The sequence below is a fragment of the Alkalibacillus aidingensis genome (assembly GCF_014595945.1).
GTDB lineage: Bacteria > Bacillota > Bacilli > Bacillales > Alkalibacillaceae > Alkalibacillus > Alkalibacillus aidingensis.
Genome location: NZ_JABXWU010000009.1, coordinates 71583 through 84610, shown reverse-complemented (window position 1 = coordinate 84610; position 13028 = coordinate 71583). Strand labels below are relative to the sequence as shown.

At 37.3% G+C, this 13028-nt stretch carries 10 protein-coding genes; 6 read left to right on the top strand and 4 right to left on the bottom strand.

Annotation, left to right across the window (positions count from 1 at the left end):
- Positions 1-283 precede the first annotated feature (283 nt).
- On the bottom strand, positions 284-1171 hold the full coding sequence (locus HWQ49_RS12040; protein WP_188207871.1) for a cation diffusion facilitator family transporter: 888 nt from the start codon (positions 1169-1171) through the stop codon (positions 284-286).
- A gap of 147 nt (positions 1172-1318) precedes the next feature.
- Here HWQ49_RS12040 and asnB point away from each other — a divergent pair, with 147 nt between their 5' ends.
- Positions 1319-3166 carry an asparagine synthase (glutamine-hydrolyzing) gene (gene asnB, locus HWQ49_RS12035; protein WP_188207870.1) on the top strand — a complete coding sequence of 616 codons (1848 nt, stop codon included), beginning with the start codon at positions 1319-1321 and terminating at the stop codon, positions 3164-3166.
- A 63-nt stretch (positions 3167-3229) separates the two neighbouring features.
- Here asnB and helD read toward each other — a convergent pair whose 3' ends face one another.
- Complete coding sequence (gene helD, locus HWQ49_RS12030) at positions 3230-5506, bottom strand: RNA polymerase recycling motor HelD (RefSeq protein ID WP_223155158.1); 2277 nt, start codon at positions 5504-5506, stop codon at positions 3230-3232.
- A gap of 209 nt (positions 5507-5715) precedes the next feature.
- Here helD and HWQ49_RS12025 point away from each other — a divergent pair, with 209 nt between their 5' ends.
- The 5 genes from HWQ49_RS12025 to HWQ49_RS12005 all read left to right on the top strand — a co-directional run bounded on the left by HWQ49_RS12025 (position 5716) and on the right by HWQ49_RS12005 (position 9310).
- Positions 5716-5874, top strand: coding sequence for a type 2 periplasmic-binding domain-containing protein (locus tag HWQ49_RS12025; RefSeq protein ID WP_188207869.1), 159 nt, complete (start codon positions 5716-5718; stop codon positions 5872-5874).
- Between the two features lie 203 nt (positions 5875-6077).
- The gene (locus HWQ49_RS12020) at positions 6078-6932 is read left to right on the top strand and encodes an ABC transporter substrate-binding protein (protein WP_188207868.1); all 855 of its coding nucleotides are present in this window, start codon (positions 6078-6080) and stop codon (positions 6930-6932) included.
- Between the two features lie 36 nt (positions 6933-6968).
- Entirely contained in the window at positions 6969-7628 is a 660-nt protein-coding gene (locus HWQ49_RS12015) for an amino acid ABC transporter permease (RefSeq protein ID WP_188207867.1), read from the top strand.
- On the top strand, positions 7621-8343 hold the full coding sequence (locus tag HWQ49_RS12010; protein WP_188207866.1) for an amino acid ABC transporter ATP-binding protein: 723 nt from the start codon (positions 7621-7623) through the stop codon (positions 8341-8343). The genes HWQ49_RS12015 and HWQ49_RS12010 overlap by 8 nt, the downstream gene beginning before the upstream one ends.
- Before the next feature lie 142 nt (positions 8344-8485).
- Positions 8486-9310 (top strand): DUF3298 and DUF4163 domain-containing protein, encoded by an 825-nt coding sequence (locus tag HWQ49_RS12005; protein ID WP_188207865.1) that lies wholly within the window; start codon positions 8486-8488, stop codon positions 9308-9310.
- Between the two features lie 61 nt (positions 9311-9371).
- On the opposite strand, the gene HWQ49_RS12000 is transcribed toward HWQ49_RS12005, so the two are convergent.
- Positions 9372-11210 (bottom strand): ABC transporter ATP-binding protein, encoded by a 1839-nt coding sequence (locus HWQ49_RS12000; protein WP_188207864.1) that lies wholly within the window; start codon positions 11208-11210, stop codon positions 9372-9374.
- A gap of 46 nt (positions 11211-11256) precedes the next feature.
- Positions 11257-12930, bottom strand: coding sequence for an ABC transporter ATP-binding protein (locus HWQ49_RS11995; RefSeq protein ID WP_188207863.1), 1674 nt, complete (start codon positions 12928-12930; stop codon positions 11257-11259).
- Positions 12931-13028 lie beyond the last annotated feature (98 nt).

Here is a 13028-nt window from a genome sequence, read left to right as displayed (position 1 = left end):
TCAAATGTTTCACACCGATCGTGGAAGCGAATTTAAAAACGCATTAATTGACGAAGCCTTAGAGTCGTTCATTAACGGTAAGAGAGGTGGAGGAGTCATTTCGGTTAATTAGACAGCTTCAAATTAACGTTTAAAGAGTTAGAGGTGGTAATTTCGTTAATTAGAGTCCACTCCTTTACCCTATGAAACAGTTTAAAGGGGAGTGAAGTCAAATAGCCCTCACAAAATTAGCTCTTCAATCACAATAAAGCTGTGCTCCAAACTTTAGAGCACAGCTTTATACCTAGTGATATGGGTTGACGTGGACATAGACGTCATGCACTTCGGTGTGCTCCTCGATTAGCTTCTCCTTAACACGTGCAGCTATCGAATGTCCTTCGTCCACTGTGATGTGTGGGTCTACACTGATCTTTACATCAATAATGACATAAGAACCGTGTGTTCTAGCGTTGAGTAAATCAATTCGTTTAACGCCCTCAACTTTCTCAGTTGTGAGACCAAACTTTTCTGTACGCCCATCATCTAAAACGGTTTCTAATGTCACGCTTACTGCATCCTTACCAATCTTAAAGCCCATCCACATAACTAATACCGCAATAATCGCTCCGGCTAATGGATCAAAATATTGTAAGAAGGGAAGGTCATAGCGACTGCCCAACATTGTTAAACCGATACCAGCTAAGGCAATAACTGATGAGATCGCATCTGAGCGATGATGCCAGGCATCAGCTACAATTGCTGGACTGTTAATTTTATCTCCCAACCGCTTTTTGTATTGAAACAGCGCTTCTTTAACGATTATTGAAAAGATGATGACATATAAGGCGATGGCGCTAGTTTCAGATGGTTCTGGTGAAAAGAGACTAGAAACCGCATCTAATAAAATTTCCACACCGACAACGACTAATAAAATAGAAACAATCAAAGTTGCAATATTCTCTGCTTTACCATGACCATATGGATGCTCTGGGTCTGGTGGCTTTTGTGCAGCTCGTATACCGACTAAGACAGCGATCGAGCTAACGACATCTGAAGCTGAATGAAAAGCATCAGCCACGAGTGCTTTACTGTTACCCACAACTCCAGCAATACCTTTAATCACAGCCAAGATTAAATTGGCGAAGATTCCTAAAACGGACGCAAATTGCGCTTTTTGTTGACGACTCTTCATTGAAAAACCCACTTTTCAATTGATTATATTCATTATCATACCAATAATTAAATGGTTCAGTCTAATTATTTTTAACCAAAACGAAACTTTGTTACTTCCATACATATGATGACTACATATCATTTTTTTATGAAAGGAAGAGCAAATATGTGTGGACTAACTGGCTGGGTTCATTGGAATCAAATGTCTGAGGAACATTTTCCATTACTTAAGGATATGACGGATACTTTGTATAAAAGAGGAACAGATGACCAAGGATTTTTTATGAATGAGCATGTCGCATTTGGCCATCAGCGCTTAGCAGTTATCGATGTTGAAAATGGAAAGCAGCCGATGACAGTGGCACAAGGTGGAAGAAAGTATACAATAGTTTATAATGGTGAGCTTTATAATACAAGAGAACTTCGAAAGGAGCTCAAAAAAGGAGGCTACATATTTAAAACCAATTGTGATACTGAAGTGTTGTTATATTCTTATGTGAAATGGGGATATGATTGTTTAGACCGTTTAAATGGTATTTTTTCTTTTGCGATCTGGGATCATGAAAAGGAGGAACTATTCTTAGCTCGTGACCGTTTAGGTGTGAAGCCTTTATTTTATGCTGAAGTAAAGGGTCAGTTCATTTTTGGATCAGAAATAAAAGCTTTATTAAAGCATCCGGATGTAAAACCTATTGTTGACCGGGAAGGATTGTCAGAAGTTTTTGGCTTGGGTCCTTCTAGAACACCTGGGCATGGTATTTTTAAACATATTAACGAATTACGTGCTGGTCACGCTGTAAGATGTTCAACGCAAGGAAGGAAAATTTGGCGTTATTGGAATGTAACAAGTGAAGAACATCACGATTCACCTAAAGAAACGGTGGAAAAGGTGAGGTACTTATTAATTGATGCTATTGAAAGGCAGCTTGTTTCAGATGTTCCATTATCAACTTTCTTATCTGGAGGAGTCGATTCGAGTGGAATTACGGCCATTGCGGCTAATTATTTTAAAAGGCAAGGTTATGAGTCATTACCGACATTCTCCATTGATTATGAAGGAAATGATCAATATTTCAAACAAAGTAAATTTCAACCAAATTCAGATAGTGAGTTTAAATCTTTAGTGGTTGATATGTTTCATACGAACCACAAAGATTTTTACATTGCAGAAGAAGAACTGGCTTATTTATTAAAAGAGGCGGTGATTTTACGCGATCAACCAGGTATGGCTGATGTTGATTCCTCATTACTATGGTTCTGTCGTAACGTTAAACGCCAGACAACAGTCAGTCTGTCAGGAGAATGTGCTGACGAAGTTTTTGGTGGTTATCCATGGTTTCAAGATGGGTTTAACCAGAGTGACCAAGGATTTCCGTGGATTCGCTCACTTCATTTAAGAGAAGAACTCCTTCAGCCTAAGTGGCGAGATAAGTTGGATTTACGGAGTTATGTAAGACAACGGTATGACGAAACAGTTAGCGAAACGCCATTATTAGATGGAGAGTCTGAATCCGATCGCAAGAGGCGAGAGCTGTTTTATGTTAATATGCACTGGTTTATGTCACAGCTCCTGGATCGTAAGGATCGCATGAGTATGGGAGCGACATTAGAAGTTCGTGTTCCGTTTGCTGATCATCACTTAGTTGAATATGTTTGGAATGTCCCATGGGAATTAAAACAAACTGGAGGATATGAAAAGGGATTATTAAGGAAAGCGTTGGAAGGTTTATTGCCTAATGAAGTCTTATACCGTAAAAAAAGCCCTTACCCTAAAACTTTTCAACCTCAATATACTAAGTTAGTCACATCAATGATGAATGAGTTATTGGACCGTCATGATACCAGGTTATTTGAGTTTGTTTCGAGGGAACAGATTAAACATTTAGTTGAGTCTAAAGGAGAGGAGTTTACTGAGCCATGGTATGGGCAGTTAATGACCGGTCCCCAACTACTAGCTCATTTATGGCAAATTAACACGTGGCTAGAAGAATATGACGTCATGGTAACAGAATAAAACAAAGTCCCCTCTAATCTAACAAATGATTAGAGGGGTATTTTAAATTTAGCTCTGTTAAATTTAAATGTTATAGTTTTGCAATAATAGATCAGATTTGTTTTTAGCAAACAAATGAAGGCGATGAAGAGGACGAGTGGTAGAAACATATAAAAGTTTAATATCACTTTCTTCATGTTCATTATATTGCTCGTCGAGACTAACAACAAAGACTGAATCAAACTCTAGTCCCTTTGATAAGTATGATGGGATGATGGTTACTTTTCCAGTTTCAATCCTTTCATTTGGATCTACTATCAGTTGAACATTTATATCATTATTAAGAGCCTGATATATTTGTTGTCCATCCTGTTTGGTTTTTGTGATAATTGCAAAGGATTGCAGTTTTTGATCATGTAATAGGTTTTGTTCATTTTGGACATGTTTAATCAAATCAGAAGCCTCTTCAATTAATTGGAATTCAGGTTCTTTTCCATGTCTTACCACTGGCTGTACTTTAGGTATGTCAAAATTAAGCTTATCAATAACATGGTTGGCAATATTCATTATCTCGATGGTGTTACGATAGCTTTTTTGCAGTTCAGTATAGGTAGCATTGTTTAGAATTTGATCCGTTAAGATGTCCCATGAGCTTAGGCCCTGAAAACTATAAATCCCTTGAGCCAAATCACCGGCAATGGTGAACAAGTTAGTATCCATAGTTTCCTTCATTGCGACAAATTGCATTGGGCTATAATCTTGGGCCTCATCGATGATCACTTTATCCATTTTATAATCAGGTTCTAACCCAAATAAATGATGGTGTAGTAAAAGTAATAATGCTAAGTCTTCAATTTCATATTGATTCTTCTTTAGCTGAGTTTGCGTGTGCAAGGCAATGGATTGTGCATCTTCTATACTCAATTCCCCTTCACTATACTTGACTAATTTCTTAGGGTCATTCCACAACTCCTTGTAATGTTTAAGTAAACCTTTATTAGGAAACTGCTTAAAATAACGTTGGGTGGCACCTTTCATAGCTTGCTCTAATTCTTTCGTTCTTTGTTCTTTTTTAGTTAAAGCTTTTGATACGAACTCCTTGCGTTTCGTTTCATCCTTCATACTATAGATTGCTTTTTCAAGTTTATCCTCATAATAGGATGAAACTTTGTCACGCATCTTGTTCTTCTTTTGATTGAAGTCATGTTTAATAATATTCTTGATTTTATTTAACCGACGATAAAGTGGTAAATAATCATAGTCTTGTGTAAATAATTTCTTAATTCGACGGTGTCCATATAATTTAAATTTATCGACTTGAAAGTCTTCATCAGGAATGAATGTAGGAATTAAATCTTGTATATAGTTTTCAATAATTTTTTTAAAAATTAAGGATCCTTTTAATTGAGATCTATACATTAACGTATCTTTACTCTGCTGATCTAGATGGATAAGTGATTCAATATCCTTGTTGTAAATTAGCTTTAGATCTTTTCCTATCGCTTGCTGAACGTATTCGGTAAAGGTAGTTTGATTGATTCGCTCAACACCAAGTTCTGGTAAGGCTTCAGAAATATAATCTAGAAAGACATGGTTTGGTGCAAGAATCATCAGTTTATCTGGGTCAAAGTTTTCAGCATACTGGTAGACAAAGTATGAGATGCGGTGTAATGCAATAGTTGTTTTACCACTACCTGCTGCCCCTTGAACAATAATAGGTTTGTTTAAGTCTGAACGAATAACACGGTTTTGTTCCTGTTGAATGGTGGAGACAATTTCAGTTAGACGATTGCCAGCTGAACCTTCAAGTGACTCTTGGAGTAATTCATCCGTAGTAGTCAGATCAACGTCGCGAATGGCTTCTAGCTCACCATTCTCAATCATGAATTGTCGTTTTAAAGATAGATAAACTTCATATTCCTTTCCATTCACCTCATAATTGACCTCGCCGATTCTTCCATCGTAATAAACGTTTGCGAGAGGAGATCGCCAGTCGATAAGAATGGGGTTTTGCGACTCTCTTTGATAAAGAGATGTTTTGGAAATATAATATTCTTCTTCATTTCCGTCACGTTCTAATTGAACTTTAGCAAAATAAGGTTTTTCTTGGATTTTTTTGAGGCTTTCTAGTTGTTCACTTGATGTTTCTAAAAACTTGGCATTCGTTAAGATGTTTATATAACTTAAGCTTGAATCAAACCAGTCTAGGTCAACAAACGCCTCTTTAATGTTCTCTTTGAATCTTTCCTCATTAGTTTGTCCTGTTTTGATGACGGCTTGGATATAACGTTTAACAAACTCTAAATGTTGTTGTTCTTTATCGAAATCGGGATGATTTTGAACAGTCATTGTGAACTTCATACTCCTTTAATTAATCTCAACAAACTAAACTTATCATATTTTAAGTGAATTATGTAATATCAGCCCATAATTAAACTAGGTCAATTTCTTACTACCCAGTAACAAAATTTTCAATGGAATTACTAACCATTACAATGTTGAAATGTATGTTTATCACGATTCTTTTTAAGGGTAGAATGGCTATAAATCAAATAAAGGAGTGAGTTTAAATGAAAAAATGGATCATGAGTTTATTCTTAGTTTCAATGTTAGTATTAGCAGCATGTGGTGGCGTTGATGAAGAGCCCGCTCCAGAAGAAGATGTTGAAATGGAAGATCCTGAGGATGACTTAGATGTAGAAGATTCTGAAGATGATATGGATATGTAACCTCCCCTTATTGGTTAATATAGATGTTCGACTGAGAAGTTCCTCCCCTCTTCTCAGTCTTTTTTTCGCTCAAAAATGTAAACCCTTACAATAATCAGAATAGTTTTTCTTCATATTTTATAAAGAAAAAGGGTTTTATTATGCATAATTACGTGTTATTATGCATTTAATCGTATAAATATACAAAAAGGGGTGCAAGGAAAATGAAATTGAAGAAATGGGGATTCATTTTATTAATTGGATTATTGTTAACAGCTTTAGCTGCGTGTGGAACGAGCGATTTGCCAGAGGAGTCTACGTCAGCTAATGATGGAGAAGACGTGGAAGAAAATACTGAAGTGGATGACAACTCAGAATCAGAAGAAGAAGCTGAACCTGAATCAGAAGATAATGTACTAAGGATGGCAACATCAGCAGATTTCCCGCCGTTTGAATCATTTGATGAATCAGGTGAGTTTATTGGATTTGATATTGACTTAGCTAATATTGTTGCAGATGAGTTAGGCTATGAATTAGAAATTGATGATATGAACTTTGATGGTCTAATTGGTTCTCTACAATCAGGACGTGCAGATATTGTGTTAGCAGGTATGTCAGCAACTGAGGAGCGTTCTGAGAATGTCGACTTCTCACCTGCTTACCATCATTCAGGTGAAATGTTCATTACTCAGCCAGACTCAGATATTACTAGTATTGAAGATATTGAAGGGTTAACAGTTGGTGTTCAGTTAGGCACGATCCAAGAGGAAGGTGCAAAAACTTTACAAGAAGAATATGATTTTGAGATTAAACAGCTAGATGAAGCAACAGGTATTGTTCAGGAACTGTTAACCAATCGTATTGATGTAGGTTATTTAGATAAGACAGTTGCAGAGGGTTATATCGAAGAACAGGATTTAGCGGGTTTTGATGATCCAACAACGGCTTCACCTGGAATGGCAATCGCTTTTCCTAAGGACAGCGAATATTATGAGGAAGTAAGTGAAGTTATTGAGCAATTATTAGAAGATGGAACGATTGCTGACTTGGAAGAAAAATGGGGATTAGACGAACAATAAAAGAGATAGATTAATAGAATTGGGGTGAAATAAGGCATGAATTTGGATTTTAGCCAAATCGTGCCTTATATTCCTTTCATGTTAGAAGGAATATGGGCGACGTTACAATTAGTTATTATTGCAATTATATTTGGATTTGTTTTAGGTTCTTTAATTGCCTTAGTTAAGATAGGGCGTTTTAGAGTTTTACGTTTTTTTGCTGATGTGTATACATCAATTTTCCGGGGAACACCACTGATCTTACAGTTGATGATTGTTTATTATGGAATACCACAGTTAATGGAGTATGATATAGCACCTTTACTATCTGCCATCTTAACATTTGGTTTGAACTCAGCAGCGTATGTTTCAGAAATTATTAGAGCTGGAATTCAAGCTGTTGATAAAGGTCAGCGTGAAGCGGCCGAAGCATTAGGGATTCCTTATCGACCGATGATGGTTAAGATTATTTTGCCACAGGCGATGAAAAATATTTTACCAGCATTAATGAATGAGTTTATCACATTGACTAAAGAATCAGCATTAGTATCTGTTATTAGTTATCTGGATTTAATGCGTCGTGCAGAGGTGGTAAGTTCCAATATTTATCGTAATTTTGAGCCACTGTTGTTTGTTGGACTAATTTATTACTGCATGGTTATGATTTTGACGTTAGTAGGTAAGTATATTGAGAAGAGGATGAGAGCTAGTGATTAACGTAGAAGGTTTGTATAAAAGCTTTGGAAAAAACGAAGTGTTACATGATGTGAACACTTCCATTGCGCGTGGTGAGGTCGTGACAATTATTGGACCATCTGGTTCAGGTAAGTCAACTTTCTTAAGATGTATTAATTTATTAGAACAACCAACTTCTGGACACGTCTATGTTCATGGTGAGGATATCACGGATCCTAATGTTGACATTTTAAAGGTTAGAGAACAGATTGGAATGGTATTTCAACACTTTCATCTCTTCCCTCATATGAATGTTTTGGATAACTTAACTTATGCACCGATGACGGTGAAAGGTGAGACTAAACAACAAGCAGAAGGGAAGGCTGAGGAACTCCTGGCTAAGGTAGGTTTAAATGAGAAGGTTCAAGCTTATCCTAATAGTTTATCCGGTGGGCAAAAACAACGTGTAGCTATTGCACGTGCGCTCGCGATGGAGCCGGAATTAATGTTGTTTGATGAACCGACATCTGCCTTAGACCCAGAAATGGTAAAAGAGGTTCTAGATGTCATTAAATCGTTAGCACATTCAGGAATGACTATGGCAGTTGTCACACATGAAATGGGATTTGCTAAAGAGGTTGCTGACCGTATTATTTTTATGGATCAAGGTAAAATAGTGGAAGAAAGTGATCCAAAACCATTTTTCTCAAACCCGAAAACTGATCGAGCGAAGGCATTTTTGGATAAAGTTTTATAGTTCTGTTTTAAAATATAGAAGGAATAATGTAGCACTTGGGATGCCTAAAGAAACTCAAGTGTTTTGTTATGCTATTGATGAATAAATTTCGGTTCTCTAGGGCTAACTATAAGCAAAATCAATTTTATTAGGAGTTTTTAATATGGGAATTAAAACTGTAAGATACTTCTTAATTGCTTTGTTGGTCAGTATGGCTGTTGGATATATATTTTTCACTCCTGATGAAGAGGGAGCTTCAAGTTTATTAGCGCTAGAAACGGAATCTGATACGAAACTAACCGAGGACGGTGAAGTTGAAGAATCTGGTTACCCTAGTATCAATATTCGTACAGTATCCCGAGAAACGGATACTTATTCAATTTATGTTCAAGTTCCTGTATTTGAATACGATGAGCTAAATGAATTCTTCGGAGATTATGCACAACAAATTATGAATGAATTTTTCCATGAGATGGAGGACATTGGACGAGTTAATTCAGAAATAAGAGGGAATTTGAGCCTGAAAGTTGATGTTTATCCTGCTGGGGATGATCTTTACTCGATTGTATTTAATGAAGAGACATTTACCGGGGGAGCGAGTGTGAATCAGCGTACAAAAGTTTGGGTAGTTGATTTAACTGAAGGTGAGCTTGTGGATCGAACAACCTTTTTTAAAGATCCACGGGAAGCACAAGAGGTATTATTCCCTATGATTGAGCAGAAGCTAAAAGACTCTCAATATTATAGTCCGTATATTTTAGAGGATGAGCTGGATCAATGGTTAGCCCAAACTGATTATTATTTTCAAAATATGTTCATTCGGGATGGACATTTAGTCTTTAAATTTAACAAATATGAAGTGTTAGCAGGTGTGGCCGGTACGCCTGAAGTTGAAATACTCATTTCTGATGTGGAAGATTTGTTTAAAGATGAGTGGTTAGAGAGAATTAGAGTAGAAGATGAATCACTAAATGATTTTTATATGTAATTAGCAAGTGGAGCTGTCAGCATATGTATGACAGCTCCACTTTTTGGGAGATCCCCCTTTTCTACTGAGCTTTTTGCTTTAGTTGTGTTTGGTAAAGGTCAGCATATTTACCTTTTTGTTTGATCAATTCATCGTGGGATCCCTTTTCAATAATGTGTCCATGTTCAAGCATCACGATCTGATCAGCATTTCGAATTGTATTTAATCGGTGTGCAATGACGAAGCTAGTTCGACCGTGCATGAGACGTTGTAATGCCTCTTGGATCTTAATTTCTGTTACGGTGTCGATACTACTTGTTGCTTCATCTAGAATTAAGATTTTTGGATCGGACAGAATCACACGGGCAATGGTTAGTAATTGTTTTTGACCTTGACTGATTCCGCTTCCATCTGGGTCTAAAACCGTGTCATATTGATTTGGGAGTTTCATGATAAAAGAGTGAGCATTGGCTTTCTTGGCTGCTTCAACGACTTCCTCATCACTCGCGTTCAATTTACCGTAGCGTATATTTTCCCGGATCGTCCCTTCGAATAAGAAAGCATCTTGTAGGACAAAGCCCATGTGTTTTCTTAAGCTAGAACGTTTAATATCCTTAATATCTGTACCGTCTAGCAAAATCTTACCTGAATCGTAATTATAAAATCGAGACATCAAGTTAATAATGGTTGTTTTCCCAGCTCCTGTGTGCCCCACAAAGGCTACCGTACTACCTGGGTTAGCTTTAAAGGAAATGCCTTTTAATACCACTTCATCCTCATCATAAGAGAAGACAACATTACGGAATTCTACTTCTCCATCGGGTTCACCGATTTCAATCGCTTCATTTTCATCGAGTTCTTCACTATCTTCATCGATAATGTCAAAGACACGCTCTGCACCGGCTACAGCTGTGAGTAACTGGTTAAATTGGTTAGATAACTCATTTAAAGGTCGAGTGAATTGTCTGGCTAATTCGGTAAAGATGACAATTGTTCCAACTGAAACCAAGCCGTTAATAGCTAAGACACTTCCGACAAAAGCAATGATCGCGAAGCTAAATGAATTTAACATGTTCATTAATTTAGGAATGAACCCAGAAAAGACAGCTGCCCAGTAACTAGCACGCATGACATCATCGTTTCTCTGTTTAAACTCATTAGAGACACGCTCTTCTTGAGAGAAGGTTTTAACAATCCGTTGACCTGAAATTGTCTCTTCAACGTACCCATTCATTTCACCAATGCGTTTTTGTTGAATTTTGAATAGTGGTCCCGTTCGCTTAGTAATCCACTTCATGCCAAAGACCATCATCGGAATAATGGTAACCGTTACAAGGGTTAAAAGTGGACTTAAGTAAAGCATGACAGCTAGTGTTCCAACAAGAGTTAAAACACTTTGAAAGATTTGAATGACTGACTGGTTCAGTGTGTTACTGATATTATCGACATCATTAGTGACACGACTCATAATTTCGCCAAATTGACGTTTGTCAAAGAACTTAATTGGAAGCTCATGTAACTGGTTAAACAGTTGTGAGCGAAGTGTGTAAACCGTATTTTGTGCAATTCCAATCATAAAGAAGTTTTGCAGGAAAACGGATAACGAGTAGGTAAAATAAATCATCACTAACCAAGTAATTAACGTCCCTATCCCTGAGGGTTGGCGATCCACAATGAAGTCATCGACTCCTGTACCAATCATATAAGGACCAAGTAAAGCCATAGCTGAACTGATTATGACCATAATGATGACAAATAATAGCATCTTGTTCTCACTCAGTAAATAACGCCAGATTCTTTTAATCGTCCCTTTCCAATCGCGTACTCTTGGTTTGGCACGTTCATCTTCTATATATTCGGCTTCATTTAGGTCAATCTTTTCATATTGAAAAGGTTCTTTTAGTTTTTGTTTAACGCTCATAAACCTCTTCCTTTCCAAACTGTGACTCGACAATTTTGCGATACATTTATGAGTATTTAAGGAGCTCTTCGTGTGTTCCTTCATCAAGTAGCTCACCGTCATCTAATAGGATAATCCGGTCAGCATCCTTCGCAGTGGTCACTTTTTGAGTCACAATTAAGGTCGTGCACTCATAACGTTGAATCGCTTTTAATAATTTTGCTTCTGTTTTTAAATCTAGTGCACTGGTGCTATCATCCAGCATTAAAATCTTGGGCTCACGAACTAACGCGCGAGCAATGGAAACCCGTTGCTTTTGACCGCCCGATAAGTTGACGCCTTTTTGACCTATTTTAGTTTGATATTGGTTAGGCAATTCCATAATAGCCTCATGGATTTGAGCATCCTTGGCAGCTTGGATCACTTCTTCTTCAGTTGCTTCATTTTTGCCCCAAGCAATATTTTCGTAAATAGAGCCTGTGAATAAAAGTGGTGCTTGTGGGACAAAACCAATTGCTTTTCTTAAGTGATCGAGCTTTAAGGAGCTAACATCATGGCCATCAATCATAACGGACCCCTTGTTAACATCATATAACCTTGGGATCAGTTGAAAAAGGGATGTCTTACCTGATCCAGTTGCACCTATAATAGCGATCTTCTCTCTGGCATTCGCTGTAAAAGTGATGTCTTTTAAAACGTCCTCGCTTAGGTTCGGATACCTAAATGTGACATTAGAGAATTCGACTTTTCCCTCGGTAATTTGGAATTTTGGATTAGCGTCTTTTGCTTCTAGGAGATCGATTTCGGCTTCTAAAACATTTTTAAGTCGTTGGGCTGAAGCTTTTGCACGTGCAAAGGCCATCGTTAAGAAGCCAAACATCGTAATCGCCATCGAAACACGTAGAGCGTAGTTAATTATTGAAACAACCTCACCGACAGTTGCGTTGTTGGCATTGACCGCCCCGTAACCAAACCATAAGATGAACAATAAACTCATATTCATGACTAAAAGTAGGACAGGCATAGAGGTCTCAATTAAGCGTAATGACTTTTTCGTTTCGTTCATGAGCCCTGTATTAGCATCAACGAAACGACCTTTTTCATGATCTCTTCTTAAGAAGGCTTTGATTAAACGAATACCAGCTAAATTTTCTTGCATAACCCGATTAACGTTATCTAATCTGGCTTGAACTTTCTCAAACAGTTTACTACCCTTACTTAGTAACCAAAATAAAAATACAAGAAGGATCGGAACAGAAATCAAGAAGATAAGAGCAATACGCCAGTTGACGATAAAGGCCATGGTGACTCCACCGATGACGAGTAGAGGGGCTCTTAACATGATTCTTAGTGCCATAAACACCCCGTTTTGTACTTGTCTTACGTCATTGGTAAACCGAGTAATTAAAGATGATGTTGGATATTCGTTTAAGTTTTTAAACGAAAATGCTTGAACCTTTTCAAACAGCTTTTCCCTTACGTCATATCCAAATCGAAAGGTGACGTGAGCAGCAAAGAAGGAATTCCCGATACCTGCTGTGAATGATAATAAGGCAAGACCAATCATGATTGAACCCCAGTAAAGTACGGTGTTTAAGTCTTGAACTTGTATTCCTTCATCAATCATTCTCATTAAAATAAAAGGGAGCATGAGCTCGACTGCTAATTCCGTTAGCATGAAGACCCAAGCAAGCGTCATATGCAATCTGTATGGTAATAGGTTAGAAAATACCCGTTTCATCTTGAAGCCTCCAACGTTAAACTTATATCATGATGTATGTAAGTTTAATCAAAATTATTTTCCAATGTTTTATATTTTATCGCGAAATCCGAAATAAA